Origin of the sequence: Streptomyces sp. NBC_00503 (genome assembly GCF_036346895.1) — a bacterium.
Classification (GTDB): Bacteria; Actinomycetota; Actinomycetes; order Streptomycetales; family Streptomycetaceae; genus Streptomyces.
On record NZ_CP107856.1, the window covers coordinates 248,004 to 267,126 of the forward strand.

Annotated in this window: 16 protein-coding genes; 10 read left to right on the forward strand and 6 right to left on the reverse strand. The window is 71.7% G+C overall.

The window, feature by feature from the left end; translation table 11 throughout:
- Positions 1-32: 32 nt before the first annotated feature.
- Genes OG490_RS38405 through metF form a run of 7 tightly spaced genes read left to right on the forward strand, consistent with a single transcriptional unit; the run spans position 33 to position 11,326 of the window.
- Positions 33-1,097 carry a methyltransferase gene (locus OG490_RS38405; RefSeq protein ID WP_330301383.1) on the forward strand — a complete coding sequence of 355 codons (1,065 nt, stop codon included), beginning with the start codon at positions 33-35 and terminating at the stop codon, positions 1,095-1,097.
- A gap of 49 nt (positions 1,098-1,146) precedes the next feature.
- Complete coding sequence (locus OG490_RS38410) at positions 1,147-3,192, forward strand: FAD/NAD(P)-binding protein (protein ID WP_330301384.1); 2,046 nt, start codon at positions 1,147-1,149, stop codon at positions 3,190-3,192.
- Complete coding sequence (gene pcaB / locus OG490_RS38415) at positions 3,189-4,661, forward strand: 3-carboxy-cis,cis-muconate cycloisomerase (protein WP_330301385.1); 1,473 nt, start codon at positions 3,189-3,191, stop codon at positions 4,659-4,661. Before OG490_RS38410 ends, pcaB begins: the two co-directional genes overlap by 4 nt.
- A 1-nt stretch (position 4,662) precedes the next feature.
- Entirely contained in the window at positions 4,663-5,883 is a 1,221-nt protein-coding gene (metK, locus tag OG490_RS38420) for a methionine adenosyltransferase (protein ID WP_330301386.1), read from the forward strand.
- Between the two features lie 60 nt (positions 5,884-5,943).
- Positions 5,944-6,927 carry a carbohydrate kinase family protein gene (locus OG490_RS38425; protein ID WP_330301387.1) on the forward strand — a complete coding sequence of 328 codons (984 nt, stop codon included), beginning with the start codon at positions 5,944-5,946 and terminating at the stop codon, positions 6,925-6,927.
- Positions 6,924-10,409 (forward strand): methionine synthase, encoded by a 3,486-nt coding sequence (gene metH / locus OG490_RS38430; protein WP_330301388.1) that lies wholly within the window; start codon positions 6,924-6,926, stop codon positions 10,407-10,409. The genes OG490_RS38425 and metH overlap by 4 nt, the downstream gene beginning before the upstream one ends.
- A 14-nt stretch (positions 10,410-10,423) precedes the next feature.
- Positions 10,424-11,326, forward strand: a complete 903-nt coding sequence (gene metF / locus OG490_RS38435; protein WP_330301389.1) for a methylenetetrahydrofolate reductase [NAD(P)H] — start codon at positions 10,424-10,426, stop codon at positions 11,324-11,326.
- 85 nt (positions 11,327-11,411) lie between these two features.
- Here metF and OG490_RS38440 read toward each other — a convergent pair whose 3' ends face one another.
- The 5 genes from OG490_RS38440 to OG490_RS38460 form a co-directional block, all read right to left on the reverse strand.
- Positions 11,412-11,984, reverse strand: coding sequence for a methylated-DNA--[protein]-cysteine S-methyltransferase (locus OG490_RS38440; protein WP_330301390.1), 573 nt, complete (start codon positions 11,982-11,984; stop codon positions 11,412-11,414).
- 27 nt (positions 11,985-12,011) lie between these two features.
- Positions 12,012-12,833 carry an Ada metal-binding domain-containing protein gene (locus OG490_RS38445; protein ID WP_330301391.1) on the reverse strand — a complete coding sequence of 274 codons (822 nt, stop codon included), beginning with the start codon at positions 12,831-12,833 and terminating at the stop codon, positions 12,012-12,014.
- Positions 12,830-13,414, reverse strand: coding sequence for an RNA polymerase sigma factor (locus OG490_RS38450; RefSeq protein WP_330301510.1), 585 nt, complete (start codon positions 13,412-13,414; stop codon positions 12,830-12,832). Before OG490_RS38450 ends, OG490_RS38445 begins: the two co-directional genes overlap by 4 nt.
- Before the next feature lie 82 nt (positions 13,415-13,496).
- The gene (locus OG490_RS38455; protein ID WP_330301392.1) at positions 13,497-14,357 is read right to left on the reverse strand and encodes an AfsR/SARP family transcriptional regulator; all 861 of its coding nucleotides are present in this window, start codon (positions 14,355-14,357) and stop codon (positions 13,497-13,499) included.
- Positions 14,354-14,980: a TetR family transcriptional regulator gene (locus OG490_RS38460; protein ID WP_330301393.1), complete on the reverse strand. Its 627-nt coding sequence runs from the start codon at positions 14,978-14,980 to the stop codon at positions 14,354-14,356. Before OG490_RS38460 ends, OG490_RS38455 begins: the two co-directional genes overlap by 4 nt.
- Before the next feature lie 278 nt (positions 14,981-15,258).
- Between OG490_RS38460 and OG490_RS38465 the strand changes: the two genes are divergently transcribed.
- Positions 15,259-16,449, forward strand: a complete 1,191-nt coding sequence (locus tag OG490_RS38465; RefSeq protein ID WP_443066025.1) for an IS701 family transposase — start codon at positions 15,259-15,261, stop codon at positions 16,447-16,449.
- On the opposite strand, the gene OG490_RS38470 is transcribed toward OG490_RS38465, so the two are convergent.
- The gene (locus OG490_RS38470) at positions 16,365-16,988 is read right to left on the reverse strand and encodes a ScbR family autoregulator-binding transcription factor (protein ID WP_330301395.1); all 624 of its coding nucleotides are present in this window, start codon (positions 16,986-16,988) and stop codon (positions 16,365-16,367) included. The two genes, OG490_RS38465 and OG490_RS38470, sit on opposite strands and share 85 nt — an antisense overlap.
- Before the next feature lie 474 nt (positions 16,989-17,462).
- Between OG490_RS38470 and OG490_RS38475 the strand changes: the two genes are divergently transcribed.
- On the forward strand, positions 17,463-18,527 hold the full coding sequence (locus OG490_RS38475) for a ScbA/BarX family gamma-butyrolactone biosynthesis protein (protein ID WP_330301396.1): 1,065 nt from the start codon (positions 17,463-17,465) through the stop codon (positions 18,525-18,527).
- Positions 18,528-18,589: 62 nt separating this feature from the next.
- Positions 18,590-19,123: a methylated-DNA--[protein]-cysteine S-methyltransferase gene (locus OG490_RS38480; protein WP_330301397.1), complete on the forward strand. Its 534-nt coding sequence runs from the start codon at positions 18,590-18,592 to the stop codon at positions 19,121-19,123.

The window sequence follows — 19,123 nt, forward strand, 5'->3', positions numbered from 1 at the left end:
TCGTCAGCCAGCTGACCGACAAAGGACCGATCATGCCCGACCAGAAAGCAGTCCGCCGGGTCGTCGACATCATCACCGGAACGTGGCAGGCGCAGGCCCTCTACGCGGCGGTCGCCTTCGGCCTCGCCGACCACGTGGCGGCCGGAGACGTCACCGACGAGGCCCTCGCCGCCCGTACGCAGGCCAGCCCCGACGGCATCCGCCGCCTGATGCGCCTGCTGACCGCGATGGACGTCTTCGAGCGGACCCCCGGCGAACGGACCGGCGAGGCCGCAGGCAGCGACGCCGACGGCGACACCCCCGGCGCCCCACGCAGCGGCGGCTACCGGCTGACCCCCGCCGGGGAGCTGCTGCGCGCGGACTCCCCCCAGTCCATGCGGGACATGATCCGCATCTACGGCGAGGAGTTCCACCGGGCCTGGGGCGCGGTCGAACCGGCCGTGCGGACCGGTACCTCGGGATTCCAGCACGCCTTCGGCAAGACCCTGCACGAGTACCTGCGCGACCCGCAGGCCGGTGCGAAGTTCCAGCGGGCGATGAACGCGGGGAACGTCTTCTTCCCCGACGTGCTCGACGCGTTCGACTTCACGCACTGCCGCACGGTCGTCGACGTGGCGGGCGGCAGCGGCATGCTGCTCGGCACCGTCCTGCGGGCCCATCCGCACCTGCGCGGCATCCTCTTCGACCAGCCCCACATGCTGCCCGTGGCCCGGACGCACCTCGACGAGGCCGTCGGCCGGGGCCGCTACGAGGCCCTGGCGGGCGACCTCTTCGAGGGCGTGCCGCCGGGCGCGGACGTCTACCTGCTCTCCCGGGTCCTCCAGGACTGGGACGACCCGCGGTGCACGGCCCTGCTCTCCCACATCCGCGCCGCCCTGCCCGAGTCGGGCCGGCTGCTGATCCTCGAACGGGTCGTCCCGGACGACGGGGAGACGCTGCTGCCGCTCCTGTACGACCTGCACCTGCTCATGGCCGCGGGCGGGCGCGAGCGCGACCTCGCCGGGTACCGCGCCGTCCTCGCATCGGCCGGGCTGCGCCTGGAGTCCGTGCACGCCCTCTCCCTTGAGACCAGCCTGCTGGTCGCGGCCGTCGCGTGAGTACGCGCGTCCCCGCCCCGCCCACCACCACCCGTATCGGAGGAGCCGGATGAGCCGCGGGGAACTCACGGTCTGCATAGTCGGTGCCGGGCCCCGCGGCCTGTCGGTGCTGGAGCGGATCTGCGCCAACGAGCGCAGGTCCCCTTCCCGTTCCGCGCTGACGGTCCACGTGGTCGACCCCTTCCGGGCCGGACCGGGAAGGGTCTGGCGCACCGCGCAGTCGCGGCAGCTGCTCATGAACACCGTGGCCTCCCAGGTCACGGTCTACACCGACCACAGCGTGGAGATGAACGGACCCGTCGAGGACGGGCCGAGCCTCTACGAGTGGTCCTCGGAGCTCTCCCGGACCGGGGACGCGGGCTCCGGGAGCGCCGGCTCCGAGAGCACCGCCTTCCTCGCCGAGGCGCGCCGGCTGGGTCCCGACTCGTACCCCAGCCGCGCCCTCTACGGCCGCTACCTGGAGGAGAGCTTCGACCGGGTGGTCCGGGGCGCGCCCCGGCACGTCGCCATCCACGTGCACCGGGCCCGGGCCACCTCCCTCGACGACGGCCCGCCCGGTGGTGCGCCCGGCCGGCCCCAGACCCTGCGGCTGTCCGACGGGACCGTGCTCACCGGGCTCGACGCGGTGGTGCTCGCCCTGGGCCACGTACCGGCCGAGCCCACCGCGGAGGAGGCCCGGACCTTCGAGGAGGCGCGGTCCCTGGAGCTGACGCACGTGCTGCCGGCCAATCCCGCCGACGTGGAACTGCGGTACCCGGCCCCGGGCGAGCCCGTGCTGCTGCGCGGGCTGGGGCTCAACTTCTTCGACCACATGGCTCTGCTCACCGTCGGCCGCGGCGGCCGCTTCGAACGCACCGGGTCCACCGGGGACCGGCTGCGCTACGTCCCCTCGGGGCGCGAGCCGAAGCTCTACGCGGGTTCCCGGCGCGGGATCCCGTACCACGCGCGCGGCGAGAACGAGAAGGGCGCCCACGGGCGCTACCTGCCCCGGCTGCTGACCCCGGAGCTGATCGCGGAGCTGGCGGGCCGGGCCGTGGACGGCGAGCGGGTGCACTTCGGCACCGACGTGTGGCCGCTGATCGCCAAGGAGGTGGAGAGCGTCTACTACGGGACGCTGCTGACCGCCGCCGGGCGGGACCCGGAGCGCGCCGCCCTCGTCGACCGCTACCTGTCCGTCCCGGCGGGCGAGGACGAGCACAAGCTCCTGGACGAGTACGGGATCACCGCGGCCGACCGCTGGGACTGGGAGGAGCTCTCCCTGCCCTACGGGCGGCGGGTGTTCGCCGACCGGGACGATTTCCACGCCTGGCTGCTGGAACACCTGGCCTCGGACGTGCGCGAGGCCCGCGCCGGCAACGTCAGCGGCCCGCTGAAATCGGCCCTGGACGTCCTGCGGGACCTGCGCAACGAAATCAGGCTGGTGGTGGACCACGGCAGGCTCGAGGGGAACTCCTACCGGGACGAACTGCAGGGCTGGTACACCCCGCTCAACGCGTTCCTCTCGATCGGCCCGCCCGCCTCGCGCATCGAGGAGCTCATCGCTCTGGTGGAAGCCGGGGTCGTCTCCCTCGTCGGTCCGGGCATGCGGGTGCGGATCGCCGCCGAGGGCGGGGAGGGCCCCGAGTTCGAGGCCACCTCCGACCGGGTGGGCGGGGAGCCGGTGCGCGCCCGCGTCCTGATCGAGGCCCGGCTGCCGGAGCCGGACGTACGGCGCACCGCCGATCCGCTGCTGGCGCACCTGCTGGCGACCGGGCAGATCACCCCGTACCGCATCGCCGGTACCTGCGGGTCGAGTTACGAGACGGGCGGGCTGTCCGTCACCGAGCGCCCGTACCGGGTGCTGGACGCGGACGGCCGCGCCCATCCGCGCCGGTTCGCCTACGGGGTGCCCACCGAGGCCGTGCACTGGGTGACGGCCGCGGGCATCAGGCCCGGGGTCAACTCGGTGACCCTGGGCGACTCCGACGCGATCGCCCGGGCGGTGCTGTCCCTGCTCCCGGCCTCGGGTCCGGACCCGGGCGAGGCCGACGAGGCCGACGGCGGGTTCGACGAGATCGACCTCGACGGGGCCGACTTCTCGGAGGTGGCGATATGACAGCCGCACCCGGAGTCGCACCCGCAGCGGGAGCCGACACCGGGCTGCTGTCCCCCGTCCGCGCGGGCACCCCCGTCGAAGCCGCCGTCGCCGACGAGGCCTGGCTCCAGGCCATGCTCGACGCGGAGGCGGCCCTGGCCCGCGCCCAGGCGGCCCTCGGCACGCTGCCCCGCTCCGCGGCCGAGGCCATCACCGCGGCCGCCGACGCCTCGGCCTTCGACGTACGGGCCCTGGCACTCGCCTCCCGGGAAACGGCGAACCCCGTGGTGGGGCTCGTACGGGAACTCGGGCTGCGGGTGGCGCGCAGCGACCCGGCAGCCGCCGAGTACGTGCACCGCGGGTCCACCAGCCAGGACGTCTTCGACACCGGAGCCATGCTGGTCGCCCTGCGGGCCCTGCGCCTGATCCGGGCCGACCTGCGCCGGTCGGCCGAGGCCCTGGCCGCGCTGGCCGCGCTCCACCGCGACACCGCCATGGCCGGGCGCACCCTGGCCCTGCACGCCGTACCCACCACCTTCGGGCTCAAGGCCGCCGGGTGGCGCGAGCTGGTCCTCCAGGCCGACCGGCGGCTGGCCGCGCTGGAGGACACCCTGCCGGTCTCCCTCGGCGGGGCCGCCGGAACCCTCGCCGGGTACGCGGAGTACGCGGCCCTGGCCGGCGCCGACCCCGTCACCTATCCCGACCGGCTGATCGACGCCTTCGCCGAAGAGACCGGACTGGCACGCCCCGTCCTGCCCTGGCACGCCCTGCGCATCCCGCTCGCCGACCTCGCCGCGGCCCTCGCCTTCACCACCGGAGCCCTCGGCAAGATCGCGGTCGACGTCCAGTCGCTGACCCGCACCGAGGTCGGGGAGGTCACCGAACCGGCAGTGGCCGGGCGCGGCGGCTCCTCCGCCATGCCGCACAAGCGCAACCCGGTGCTCTCCACCCTGATCCGCGCCGCCGCCCTCCAGGTCCCGGCCCTCGCGGGCGCGCTGACCCAGTGCCTGGTCACCGAGGACGAGCGCTCCGCCGGGGTCTGGCACGCCGAGTGGTCGCTGCTCCGCGAATGCCTGCGACTGGCCGGCGGCGCCGCGCACACCGCCGTGGAACTCTCCGAAGGGCTGGTCGTCGCCCCGGACCGGATGCGGAACAACCTCGGGCTCACCGGCAGCCAGGTCGTCTCCGAGCGGGTTGCGGTGGTGCTGGCCCCGCGGCTGGGCCGGATCCGGGCCAAGGAGCTGCTCACCGAGGCCTCGCTGACCGCCGACCGGGAGGGCAGCCCGCTCCACTCCGTACTCGCCGCCCTCCCGGAGGTCCGCGCCCACCTCGGCGACGCCGAACTGGCCGCGCTGCTCGACCCGGCCGCGTACACCGGAGCCGCCGGACTCCTCGTCGACCGGGCCCTCGGCCCGGACGCCGGCCCGCACACCAGCCCACACCTCCGTCCGCACGCCCGTCCGCACGCCCGCACCCTTCCCCAGGAGTGACATGTCCCGCCGTCTGTTCACCTCCGAGTCCGTGACCGAAGGCCACCCCGACAAGATCGCCGACCAGATCAGCGACACGATCCTGGACGCGCTCCTCGCCGCCGACCCGACCTCCCGCGTGGCCGTGGAAACCCTCATCACCACCGGCCTCGTGCACATCGCGGGCGAGGTGACGACGAAGGCCTACGTGCCCATCGCGCAGCTGGTGCGCCAGAAGATCCTGGAGATCGGCTACGACTCCTCCGTCAAGGGCTTCGACGGCGCCTCGTGCGGTGTGTCGGTGTCGATCGGGGCCCAGTCCCCGGACATCGCGCAGGGCGTGGACACCGCGTACGAGCAGCGGGTCCAGGGCTCGGCCACTGGCCAGGAGGACGAGCTGGACCGGCAGGGCGCGGGCGACCAGGGCCTGATGTTCGGTTACGCCTGCGACGAGACCCCCGAGCTGATGCCGCTCCCGATCCACCTCGCGCACCGGCTCTCGCACCGCCTGTCGGAGGTCCGCAAGGACGGGACGATCCCCTACCTGCGTCCCGACGGGAAGACCCAGGTCACCATCGAGTACGACGGGGACAAGCCGGTCCGCCTCGACACCGTGGTCGTCTCCACCCAGCACGCCACCGATGTCAGCCTGGACGGACTGCTCATCCCCGACGTCCGGCGCAGCGTGGTCGAACACGTACTGGCGCAGCTCGCCGCGGAAGGCATCAAGCTGGAGACCGAGGGCTACCGCCTCCTGGTGAACCCGACCGGGCGCTTCGAGATCGGCGGCCCGATGGGCGACGCGGGCCTCACCGGCCGCAAGATCATCATCGACACCTACGGCGGCATGGCCCGCCACGGCGGCGGCGCCTTCTCCGGCAAGGACCCGTCCAAGGTGGACCGTTCCGCCGCCTATGCCATGCGCTGGGTCGCCAAGAACGTGGTCGCCGCCGGTCTCGCCTCGCGGTGCGAGGTCCAGGTCGCCTACGCCATCGGCAAGGCCGAGCCCGTAGGCCTCTTCGTCGAGACCTTCGGCACGCACAAGGTGGACGTGGAGAAGATCGAGGACGCGATCGGCGAGGTCTTCGACCTCCGCCCCGCCGCGATCATCCGGGACCTCGACCTGCTGCGCCCGGTCTACGCCCGGACCGCCGCGTACGGCCACTTCGGCCGCGAGCTGCCGGACTTCACCTGGGAGCGCACCGACCGCGCCGACCGGCTCCGCATCGCCGCGGGCCTGTAAACCGCCCCCGTCTCCCCCCACTCGCGACCCGCGACCGCCGAAGGCCCCAAGGAGAAATCCGTGCGCATCGCCGTCACTGGTTCCATCGCCGTCGACCACCTGATGGTCTACCCCGGGCGATTCGCCGACCAGCTGATCCCCGGCCAACTGGACCGGGTGTCACTGTCCTTCCTCGCCGACGAACTGGAGATCCGGCGCGGTGGCGTCGCCGCCAACATCGCCTTGGGCCTCGGCCGGCTCGGCGTACGGCCGCTGCTGGCCGGGGCCGTGGGCGCGGACTTCGCCGAGTACCGCGAATGGCTGCACGCACACGACGTGGACACCACCCTCGTCCTGGTCAGCGCGACCCTCCACACGGCGCGGTTCGTGTGCACCACGGACTCCGACCAGAACCAGATCGCCACGTTCTACGCCGGAGCGATGTCCGCGGCCAGGGAGATCTCCCTGGCCCCGGCGTCGGCGGACGGCCCGCTGGACCTCGTGGTCGTCGCCCCCAACGACCCCGCGGCGATGCTCCGGCACACCGAGGAGTGCCGCACGCTGGGCATCCCCTTCGCCGCCGACCCCTCCCAGCAACTCGCCCGCCTCACGGGCGAGGAGGCACGGCAGCTCGTGGACGGGGCCCGGTTCCTGTTCACCAACGAGTACGAGGCCGCCCTGCTCCAGCAGCTCACGGGCTGGAGCGAGGAGGACGTCCTCGGCCGGGTCGGCAGCTGGATCACCACCCTCGGCCCGGAGGGCGCGAGGATCGCCCGCTCCGGCGAACCCCCGCAGCTGATCCCCTCCGTCCCGACCACGTCCATCGCCGACCCGACCGGGGCCGGCGACGCCTTCCGCTCGGGGTTCCTGGCGGGCGTCTCCTGGGGGTGGACCCCCGAACGGGCTGCGCAACTGGGCTGCGCGATCGCCACGGTCGTCCTGGAATCGGTGGGCACCCAGGAGTACAAGCTCTCCGCAGCCGACCTCACGCTACGCATCGAGAACGCCTACGGCCCGGACGCGGCCCGGGACGTGGAGCACCGGCTCCAGGGGTCCACGACATGAGCACCGTCCGGATCGAAGCACTGCGGCAGGCACTGGCGACGCGGGTGGTCGTCGCGGACGGCGCGATGGGGACGATGCTCCAGGCGCAGGATCCGTCGATGGAGGACTTCGAGCAGCTGGAGGGCTGCAACGAGATCCTGAACGTCACCCGCCCCGACATCGTGGCGAACGTGCACCGGGAGTACTTCGGGGCCGGTGTCGACTGCGTAGAGACGAATACGTTCGGCACGAACTACGCGGCCCTGGCGGAGTACGAGATCTCGGAGCGGAATTACGAGCTCTCCGAGGCCGGTGCCCGGATCGCCCGTGAGGTCGCCGACGAGTTCACTGCTTCTACGGGTCAGCAGCGCTGGGTCCTGGGCTCCATGGGCCCGGGCACCAAGCTCCCGACGCTCGGCCACATCGGCTACGGGACCATCCGCGACGCCTACCAGGTCAACGCGGAGGGCTTGCTGTCCGGCGGCGCCGACGCACTCCTCGTGGAGACCACCCAGGACCTGCTCCAGACGAAGTCCGCGATCGTGGGCGCCCGGCGTGCGATGGAGGCGCTGGGTCTTTCCGTCCCGCTGATCTGTTCGGTGACGGTGGAGACGACCGGCACGATGCTGCTGGGTTCGGAGATCGGTGCGGCGCTGACGGCTCTGGAGCCGCTGGGCATCGACATGATCGGCCTGAACTGCGCCACCGGCCCCGCCGAGATGAGCGAGCACCTGCGCTACCTCGCACGGAACTCCCGTATCCCGCTCTCCTGCATGCCCAACGCCGGCCTGCCCGTCCTCGGCAAGAACGGCGCCCACTACCCCCTGACGGCCTCCGAGCTCGCCGACGCCCAGGAGACCTTCGTCCGTGACTACGGGCTCTCCCTGGTCGGCGGCTGCTGCGGCACCACCCCCGAGCACCTGCGCCAGGTCGTGGAACGGGTGCGGGGCGCGGCTGCCACCGAGCGCACGCCCCAGCCCGAGCCGGGTGCGTCCTCGCTGTACCAGACGGTGCCGTTCCGTCAGGACATCTCGTTCATGGCGATCGGTGAGCGGACGAACGCGAACGGGTCGAAGAAGTTCCGCGACGCGATGCTCGAAGCCCGCTGGGACGACTGCGTGGAGATGGTCCGCGACCAGATCCGCGAGGGCGCGCACATGCTCGACCTGTGCGTGGACTACGTCGGCCGCGACGGTGTCGCCGACATGCAGGAACTCGCCGGCCGCTTCGCGACCGCCTCCACCCTGCCGATCGTCCTGGACTCCACGGAGGTTCCCGTCCTGCGGGCGGGTCTGGAGAAGATCGGCGGCCGCGCCGTCATCAACTCGGTGAACTACGAGGACGGCGACGGCCCCGAATCCCGCTTCGCGAAGGTCACCGCCCTGGCCCGGGAACACGGCGCCGCACTGATCGCCCTGACCATCGACGAGGAAGGCCAGGCACGGTCGGTCGAACACAAGGTCGCCATCGCCGAGCGCCTGATCACCGATCTCACCACCCGTTGGGGGATCCGGGAGTCGGACATCCTCATCGACACCCTCACGTTCACGATCTGCACCGGTCAGGAGGAGTCCCGCAAGGACGGCATCGCGACGATCGAGTCGATCCGCGAACTCAAGCGCCGCCACCCCGACGTCCAGACCACGCTCGGTCTGTCGAACATCTCCTTCGGCCTGAACCCGGCCGCCCGCGTGCTGCTGAACTCCGTCTTCCTCGACGAGTGCGTCAAGGCCGGCCTGGACTCGGCGATCGTGCACGCCTCGAAGATCCTCCCGATCGCCCGCTTCGACGACGATCAGGTCGGCACCGCCCTCGACCTGATCTATGACCGACGCAGCGAGGGCTACGACCCGCTGCAAAAGCTCATGGCCCTCTTCGAGGGTGTGAACACGAAGTCGATGCAGGCAGGCCGCGCGGAGGAACTCCTCGCACTGCCGCTGGACGAGCGGTTGCAGCGCCGCATCATCGACGGCGAGAAGAACGGCCTCGAAACGGACCTGGACGAGGCCCTCGCAACGCGTCCGGCCCTGGCGATCGTCAATGACACCCTGCTGGAGGGCATGAAGGTGGTCGGCGAGCTCTTCGGCTCCGGCCAGATGCAGCTGCCGTTCGTCCTCCAGTCGGCGGAGGTCATGAAGAACGCCGTGGCGTACCTCGAGCCGCACATGGAGAAGTCGGATGCGGACGGCAAGGGCACGATCGTGCTGGCCACGGTCCGTGGCGACGTCCATGACATCGGCAAGAACCTCGTCGACATCATCCTGACGAACAACGGCTACAACGTCGTCAACATCGGCATCAAGCAGCCGGTCTCCGCAATCCTCGAAGCCGCCCAGGAGCACAAGGCCGACGTCATCGGCATGTCGGGTCTCCTGGTGAAGTCCACGGTGATCATGAAGGAGAACCTGGAGGAGCTCAACCAGCGCAAGCTGGCAGCCGACTACCCGGTCATCCTCGGCGGCGCCGCCCTGACCCGCGCCTACGTAGAGCAGGACCTCCACGAGATCTACGAGGGCGAAGTCCGCTACGCCCGCGACGCCTTCGAAGGCCTGCGCCTCATGGACGCCCTGATGGGTGTGAAACGCGGGGTCCCCGGAGTCGTCCTTCCCGAACTCAAGCAGCGCCGCGTCTCCAAGCGCGCCGCGCCGATTGTCGACATCGAGGAAGTGGAGCAGCCCGGCGGCCGCTCGGACACCGCCATCGACAACCCGGTCCCCACCCCGCCGTTCTGGGGCACCCGCGTCGTCAAGGGCATCCCGCTCAAGGACTACGCCTCCTGGCTCGACGAAGGCGCCCTGTTCAAGGGCCAGTGGGGCCTGAAGCAGGCCCGTGCGGGCGGAGCCACGTACGAGGAACTGGTCGAGTCCGAGGGCCGACCCCGTCTGCGCGGGCTCCTCGACAAGCTGCACACCGAGAACCTCCTCGAAGCAGCCGTCGTCTACGGCTACTTCCCGTGCGTCTCCAAGGGCGAGGACCTGATCATCCTCGACGAGGCCGGCAACGAGCGGACCCGCTTCACCTTCCCCCGCCAGCGCCGCGGCCGCCGCCTGTGCCTCGCGGACTTCTTCCGCCCCGAAGAATCCGGCGAAATCGACGTCGTCGGCCTCCAGGTGGTCACCGTCGGCTCGAAGATCGGCGAGGCCACCGCCAAGCTCTTCGAAGCCGACTCCTACCGCGACTACCTCGAACTCCACGGACTGTCCGTCCAGCTCGCCGAAGCCATGGCCGAGTACTGGCACGCCCGCGTCCGCGCAGAGCTCGGATTCGGCGGCGAGGACCCCACCCAGGTCGAAGACATGTTCGACCTCAAGTACCGCGGAGCCCGCTTCTCCCTCGGCTACGGCGCCTGCCCCGACCTCGAAGACCGCGCGAAGATCGCCGACCTCCTCAAGCCCGAGCGGATCGGCGTCCACCTCTCCGAGGAATTCCAGCTCCACCCCGAGCAGTCCACCGACGCCATCGTCATCCACCACCCCGAAGCCAAGTACTTCAACGCACGCTGACACGGAGTTTGACCATGGCCTTTGCCCCAGCCGTCGCCCCCGGCGTGCGTGAACTCCTCGCCCAGGGCCGCAAGAGCTTCTCGTTCGAGTTCTTCCCGCCGAAGACCGATGCCGGCGAGCGGACGCTCTGGGCGGCCATCCGCCGGATCGAGGCCCTCGCGCCTTCCTTCGTGTCCGTGACCTACGGAGCCGGCGGCTCCTCCCGCGACCGCACCATCGAGGTGACCAAGCGCATCGCAGCCGAGACCACGCTGCGCCCCGTGGCCCACCTCACCGCGGTCGGGCATTCGGTCGCCGAGCTGCGCCACATCATCGGCCAGTACGCCGACGCCGGAATCCGCGACGTCCTCGCCCTGCGCGGCGACCCGCCCGGCGACCCCAAGGGCCGGTGGACCCCGCACCCCGAAGGCCTCCGCCACGCCGATGAACTCGTACGGCTCATACGCCAGTTGGGAGATTTCACGGTAGGCGTCGCCGCCTTCCCCGAGCGGCACCCCCGGTCCCCCTCCTGGAGCGAGGACATCCACCACTTCGCCGCCAAGTGCCGGGCCGGCGCCGACTACGCCATCACGCAGATGTTCTTCCACGTGGAGGACTACCTGCGGCTGCGCGACCGGCTCGCCGCCATCGGCTGTGCGACTCCGATCATCCCGGAGATCATGCCGGCGACCGATTTCCGTCAGATCCGGCGCTTCGCCGAGCTCAGCGACGCCCGTTTCCCCGACGCGCTCGGGCACAGGCTCGAAGCGGCCAAGGACGATCCGGCCGAGGGGCACCGGATCGGCGTCGCGTACGCGACGACGATGGCCGAGCGGCTGCTCGCCGAAGGCGCGCCGGGCCTGCACTACATCACCCTCAACAAGTCCACCGCGACCCTGGAGATCCACCGGAACCTCGACGTGGACCCGGAGAAGTAGGGGAATGGGGCGCCAGATCGCGGGGGAACGGAACCTGGCGCCCCGGTCTTCGGTGCGGCCTCCGGAGCCTCCGGGGGCAGCGGGGTCAGGCGGATTCCTCCAGGTCGAGGAGGTACTTCTTGGCCTCGACCCCGCCGGCGTATCCGGCGAGGCCTCCGGCGGACGCGACGATGCGGTGGCAGGGCAGGACCACGCACAGGGGGTTCGCGCCCAGGGCCGTGCCGACCGCCCGCGCCGCCCGGGGGCGGGAGAGCGCCCCGGCCAGCTCGGCGTAGGTCGCGGTGCGGCCGTAGGGCACGAACGCGTCCAGGGCCAGGACGGTCTGGCGGCTGAACGGCGTCGCCAGGACCAGGTCGACCGGCAGCGTGAAGGAGCGCCGCGTGCCGGCGAGGTACTCGTCGATCTGGGTCCGGGCGTCCGCGAGCAGTTCGCTCTGGCGCGGTGTCCACCGGGCCTGCGGCGTCCGGGTCAGTCCGGCCCGCGCGATCCGCAGGTCCACGGTGTCGGGGTCCTGGAATCCGCAGTACACCAGCGCGTGGTCGGTGGCGGCGAGTCTCAGCTCTCCGATGGCCGTCGCGTGGCTGGTCCGCGCGACGCCCGGTGAGGCGGCGCCGACGCTCTCGGGGGCGGCGGCACTGGCACGGGCGGTACTGGGCATGTGGGGACTCCTTGGGCGCGATCGTGCTCAGACCGGCAGCGGCCGGCAGCTCTTGCAGGCTCGGTATCCCGCCTGCCGGGCGTCCCGTGCGGTGGCGAACGGCACCCGGTGGGGCGGGGTGATGCGCCGGGCGTGGGCGCAGGTGGGGTGGCAGTAGATGCGGGTGGTGTCGCTGCCGAGGAACACCGAGCCGCTGCGCGACCACTGGTCCACCTCGGCCCGGTCGATGCCCTCGGCGTCGCGCAGGGCGTCGCCGGTGGCCGGGAGGTACCCGCAGTCGCAGGGGGAGCCGTTCTCGTAGGTGACCCGGTGGCAGGGGACGAGCACCGTGAACGGGTTGCGGGCGAGGGAGCCCGCAATGCCGTCGAGGGCGTCCGGGGACGGCAGTCCGGCTTCCCGGAGGATCCAGGAGAGCGGTCGCAGCTGGCCGTGCGGGACGGCCCGTACGGCCTCGAGCACGGCGGCGTCCACCGGGTCCACGGCGGCCAGGTCCAGGGGCAGGCTCCGGGCCCGGCCGGTGCGCAGGGCTCCCACCAGGCCGGGGAAGGGTTTGGGGGTGGGGATCGCGGACCGGCCGGTCCGGGCCCGGTGCAGTTCCTCGAACCGCTCGGCCGTCAGCCCGGCGCCGCCCAGCGCGGATCCGCTGACGCTCTCCGGGGTGAACGCCACGAACAGTGCGCCCGCCGGTGTCTCCAGCCGGACGTAGGTGTCGTAGCGCTCGCGGGGAATGCCCACGCGCTGCAGGATCCGCAGCGCGAAGTCCACGGGAGCCGGCGGGCTGCCCAGCTCTTGTCCGGGGTCGCCCGCCACGGGTGGCGCGGATGACCCCTCATGATCGTTTCCGCTCACGTAGCCACCTCCTTCAGCTCCTCCTCCGGCGCCAGCAGGCGGCGCAGGTCCCCCATGCCGCGCGATACCTGTGCCTTGGCCGTGCCCACGGGGCATCCCTGCACTTGGGCCACCTCCGCGTAGCTCATCCCGACCACGTGCCGCAGTACGACCGGTATCCGGTAGTACTCCGGCAGCTCCGACAGTGCCGCGACCAGTCGGCCGCGGTCGTCGGAGTTGACGGCGCGCTCGACCGGTCCGGGGCCGGTGTCGGCCCAGCTGTCCTGCGCATCGTCGATGCGCAGGGCCGACACCGGCCGCCGCATGCTGCTGCGTACATGATTGCGCCATACGTTCGCCGCGATCGTCATCAGCCAGGCGCGCGGACGCAGCTCCCGGCGCCGGGCCGGCGAGTACGTCTGCAACGCCGTGTAGGCGCGCAGGAACGTGTCCTGACCCAGATCGTCCGCCTCCGCGGCTGATCCGGACACGCGCAGCAGGAACGCGTGCACACCCTTGGCGTGGACCCTGACCAGTTCCGTGAAACCGTCGTCGAGATCCGTCGCCAGCAGGTCCGTTAACTGCTCGGCCACCTTGTCCATCACTAACGAAACACCGTCCCCGGGAAAAGGGTTGCTGGTTGCTGCGGAGTGCCGGGGCGCGGCGGCTCCGCCGACCGCCGGCTCATGTGGCGTGCAGTGCACCCGCCGGCGCGCGGAGCACGGGATCATCGGCGTCGATCGCCTCGTACAGGCGTCTCAGCCGTGGCACCGGTTCGATGCCGAAGTGGTCGCCCAGCCGGCAGCGGAGCCGCTGGAACACGCCGAGCGCCTCGGGCCGCAGACCGGACCGGTGGAGGGCGAGCATGTACTGGGCGTGGATGTTCTCGTGGGTGGGGTGCTGGGCGGACAGGCCCGCGAGTTCGGTGAGCAGTTCGCGGTGGCGGCCGAGCTGGAGGTCCACTTCGACCCGCCATTCCCGTACGCCCTTGCGGGCCTCTTCGAGCTCCACGACGTGCGGGGATCCGACCGCTCCGGCCGGTACGTCGGCCAGTGCGGGCCCGCGCCACTGTTCGAGGGCCTCGCCGAACAGGCGCGAGGCCCGGACCGGGTCGCCGGTGGCCACGGCCTCGCGGCCGAGGCGGGCGAGGTTCTCGAAGCGGAGCCGGTCGCTGGCCTCCGGGGCCACCCCGAGCTGGTAGCTCTGGTTGCGGGTGATCAGGCTGCAGCTGCGGTCCGTGGCTCCGCCGCGCAGGATCTGGCGGATGTAGAGCACGTAGGTCTGCAGGGTGGACAGCGCGGTCTTGGGCGGGTGGGAGCCCCACAGCTCCGTGATGCACTCCCCGGCCCGGACCATCTGGTTGGCGTTGAGCATCAGCAGGGCGAGCAGCTGGCGGGGTTTGGGGGCGCTGGGGGTGCGGTCCTCCCCGTCGACGACGAGGGAGAGCGGCCCGAGCACCCCGATCCGCACCCAGGGCTCGACGGCCGGGGCCTCGGCGGGGACCTCGGTGGGGGCTTCCGCGGGGATGCCGGACGGGGTGCTCATGCGAGGTCCTCGTCGTACTCGCCGATGTTCTTGACGATCAGTCCGCGCAGGACCACGCGCCAGATCTGCGCGAGCTCCTCCCCCGGGCCGGAGTGGTTGCCGGTCATCAGGGCCACTCCACCGCCCCGGACCTGTATTTCGGCGCCCGCCACGAGGTGGGCCGCCAGTGCGGCGAGGGCGTCGGGGTCGCTGTCGCGGCGCAGGCCGCACTCGTTCTGCGCCTGGTGGAAGAGCTCGCGTACGACGGGGAGCCAGTCGGCTGACCAGGGGGCTACGGACGGCGGGCATTCGCGGGCCAGCCGTGCGGCGGCGCGTACTTCGACGTTGTCCTCCAGTAATCGGGCCAGCGCGAGGGTCAGGGCGATCCCGGTGGCCAGGGCGGGGCGCGGGCGGGCGACGACTCCGGCGACCGCTTCCCGGACGAGGGCGCGGCCCTGCTGCTGCACGGCCTCGGCGAGCGCCTGTTTGGTGGGGAAGTGGAAGGTCAGCGCCCCCATGGAGATCCCGGCCAGCCGGTTGATCTGGTTGAGCGTCGTGCCCTCGTAGCCGGAGCGGTCGAACTGGGTCGATGCCGCGTGGACGAGGAGTGAGCGGGTCCGCATGGCTCTCTGCTGTTGCGCCATGGACGTTCTCCGATCGAGTCGGGGAGCCGGGGGGCGACGGCCGGTCGGCCGCTGGAGCACCTTGCGACCTCTGTCGCGCGGGGCACAACGCCGACTTGCCAAAGCCGTCACATGGAGGGCCGTCACTCCACTCTAGAACATAGAGAGCGTTCGCTATGCTACTTGCGCCGACCGAAATCCTGGGATGAGCAGCAGGGGGAGCGGGCATGACCGCGTACCGCAGCACGATGCACATGCGGAATCCGTTGGACGAACCTTCGACCAGCACGATCAGCTCGATCAGCACGGCCCGTACGGGCAGCACGGGCAGCACGGGCAACGCCTTCAGCGCGTTCGCCCAGGAGGTCTTCGGGCACCTGCCCCGCCAGGACCAGCGCCGCTGGGCCGAGACCTACCTCAAGGGCCTCCTGGGCACACCGGGCCGGAAATCGGTGCGCCGCATGGCCTCCGCCGTCTCCGCCGCCCCGACCGCCTCGCAGTCCCTGCACCAGTTCATCAGCGCCAGCCCCTGGCCCTGGGATCCCGCCCGGCGGGCCCTGGCCCACTGGGCCGGGCAGCGCGCGGCGGTACGGGCCTGGACCCTGGCCCCGATCGTCGCCCCCAAACGGGGCCTGCACTCGGTCGGCGTGCACCGGCGCTACGACGCCGCGGCCGGCCGGGTCATCAACTGCCAGGTGGGGATAGGCATGCACCTGTCCACCTGCTGCGGGGACCTGCCCGTCGACTGGCGGCTCCACCTGCCGGAGACCTGGTGCGCCGATCCCGAGCTGCGCCAGCGCGCCCGGATACCCGACTCCGGCGACCCGCGGCCGCTGTGGGAACTGGGCCTGGAGATGGTCGACGCCCTGGCCGCCCAGTCCGCTGGCCCGCCCCCGCCGGTGGTCGCGGACGGGCGCGAGCTCACCGACGCCGTGGCCCTGGCCAACGGGCTGAGCACCCGGTGCCTGAAGTTCCTCGTCTCGGTGCCCGGCCAGCTGCCGCTGCACGCCGGCCCGCATCCGGGCGGCCGCCATCCGCACCGCCTCGCCGGCCCGGCCCGGATGCACGCCCCCAGGTCCCCCCGGGCCCTGTGGACCCTGTCCGGGCCGGTGTACCTGCCGGGCGCGCACCACACGCTGCGGCTGCTGGCCAAATGGCATCCGGCCCGCACCCGGCCCGTCCGGATCTGGATGACCAACCTCGTGCACGCGGGCCTGGACGAGCTGCTCCCGCTGGTCGGGACGCAGGCCGGTACCCGGGCGGCCATGCAGTCCCTACGGGAGGACTTCGGCCTCCTGGACTTCGAAGGCCGGTCCTTCCCCGGCTGGCACCGCCACACCACCCTGGTCTCCGCCGCGTACGGCTGGCACCGGCTGTCGCAGGCGCCCGGCCACGCCCCGGCGTGTCAGCCGACGGCGCCGGCGATCTCGGTGCCGCCCAGCCGGAGCCGGGCCCTGGCCTGCGGGGTGGCGATGCCGGGGAGCAGGTAGCGCCACATCACGAGGATCCGGTCGGGGAGGTCCGCCCGGCCGTTGACGAGCTCGGACACCAGCTGCGTGCCGCTGTACGCGCTCACCAGGAGCAGCGACAGGTCTTCCTCGTCCACCTCGGGCAGGACGTCGCCCGAGGCGCGCGCCGCCACGAGCTGCTCGCGGAAGAGTCCGGCCCAGTTCATGTACGGGGTCTCGTCGCGCATCCCGAACGCCCTCTGCTCCACCGCGAGCCGCACTCCGGCGCGCAGCAGCTCGTTGACCCGAAGCTGGTCGGCCAGGTACATCGTGATGTCGATCAGCCGCTGCAACCCGTCCGGCCCACCGGGCAGTTCGAGGTCGTCGGCCTGCTCATTCATCACCGCGCGCGCCAGGTCCTCCTTCGAGGCGAAGTGGAAGTAGATCGCCCCCATGGTCAAACCGGACTGCTTGGTAATAGCCGTGAGGCGGGATCCGTGGAAGCCGTTCTCCTCGAACACCACCGCCGCGGCACGCAGGATCGTCTGCCGCGTTCGCGCCGCGCGTTCCATCTTGGACATGATCAGCAACCTCTGGCCTGGGCGTTCCACTGTGGTGCCGCGCAGTGAAGGACGGAAAACGAAAGTGCCTTCGCCGATGGGGCGGTGGGCTTTGTCAAGAGGTTCCGCCTGTTCAACTGAAGGAAAAATTCTGCCTGCAGGGTATCTGCTCCCGCCTCCAGTTTCATGGGTGCGTCGAAGGTTCGGGCTGCTCAACGGCACCCTCCTGGCCACAACCCGCCGTCCGGAGGGGGACGGTCGTCCAGGTGAAACGTCACCTGCGGCCATCATCACCACAGGCCACCGCGGCCTCTACCGGTCCGGAATATGCCTGATCGGACACCTGCCGCCCGTCTCCATACGCGGTCGTTACACGCCATATTTTCCCCCTCGACAACAAAAAGAGCGTCCTCTATCTTGTAGCCGCCGACCTACCCCAAAGGGGCGGCGGCCATGCAGGACACGACCTCTTCGATGACGAAGGAGATCTTCCTTATGCGTGCCACCACAGACTCGAGGAACTTGGACTCCGGTTTAGGACAGGCAGGCCACGACCTGTCCGACCGCTCTCTGTTCGAAGCCCACCCGGAACTCGCGGGTTCGCTTCTGCCCGAAACCGGGTACCACCGGCCGGGCACCACCGTGCCCCGCCAGTACGTCCACCGTGCCGCCCTGGCCGAGGTGTTCCTCACCGGGATAGGCCCCGCCGGCGCGGACTCGTACCTCGTCACCGCCCAGTGGCCGCGCGGCCACAGCCTCTACGGATCGCGCGACGGCCGGCTCGACCCGATGCTCGCGTGCGAGACCGTGCGCCAGACCGTCCCGCTCCTGTCCCACACCGTCTTCGACGTCCCCTTCGGCCACATGCAGAGCTGGGACCGGATCGCCGTCGGCCTCGACCCCGACGCCATGAGGGCGGGGGCGACGCCCCCGGAGATCGAGATGCGGGTGCGGTGTCACGACACCGTGCTCCGGGGCAGCCGCCTCGTCTCGACCTCCCTGGCGATCCTGCTCTTCCGGGACGGCGACCTGCTCGGATCGGCCCAGGCCCGCTACTCCTGCCACACCCCCGCGGTCTACAAGCGGCTGCGCGCCGGACGCGCCGACGTCCATCCGGACCTGCTCACCAAGGACATGCCCCAGCTGCCGCCCGCCGTCCCGGCGGCCGTGGGCCGGGACCGCGCCTCGGACGTGGTCCTCTCCCCCACCGGACGGCCCGGACAGTGGCTGCTGCGCGTGGACCCGTCCCACCCGATCCTCTTCGACCACCCGGTCGACCACGCCCCCGGCATGCTCCTCCTGGAGGCCGCGCGCCAGGCCGCGCACGCCGCCTGCGGCGGCGGGGACGACGTCGTGCTCAGCCTGGAGTCGGAGTTCATCCGGTACGTGGAACTCGACGCACCCTGCCGCATCGAGGCCAGGAGGCTGTCGGCCGATCCCTTCGGACGGTCCCAGGTCCTGATCACCGGAACCCAGAGCGGGGCCACCGCCTTCACCGTGGCGGTGACCATGCAGCCGCGGGCCGAGGTCGCCGGGCGGGCCGCGCACGCAGCCGCGTAGCCCCCGAACGCGATGTCGGAAAGCCGCCAGCGCGAAGGGAGCAATCGGGAAATCATCACCTCATGGACCTTTCGTCACCCCCGGCGACGCTCTTCACCACAGTCCCCAGCCCCTTGGGCGAACTGCTGCTGGTGGGCCGGGAATCACCCACCGCCCCCGGCACGGCCGCCCTGGCCTCGCTGTCCATGGCCGGCGGCCGCGGCGAGCCGGGCCCCCGCCCGGGCCGGCGGCGCGAGCCTGCGGCCTTCACCGAGGTGCTCGGGCAGCTGCGCGCGTACTTCGACGGCCGGCTCACCCGGTTCGACCTGGAGTACGTCACGGGCGGCACCCCCTTCCAGCGCCTCGTCTGGGAAGCCCTGGACGAGATCCCGTACGGCACGACCACCACGTACGGCGAACTGGCCGAGCGGCTCGGCGTCCCCCGCGCCGAGGTACGGGCCCTGGGCGGGGCCATCGGCGCGAACCCGCTGCTCCTCGTGCGCCCCTGCCACCGCGTCATCGGGGCGGACGGCGCCATGCGCGGCTACGCGGGCGGGGTCGAGCGCAAGGTCGCGCTGCTCACCCACGAGGGCGCCCTGCTGCCGCTGTTCAACTGA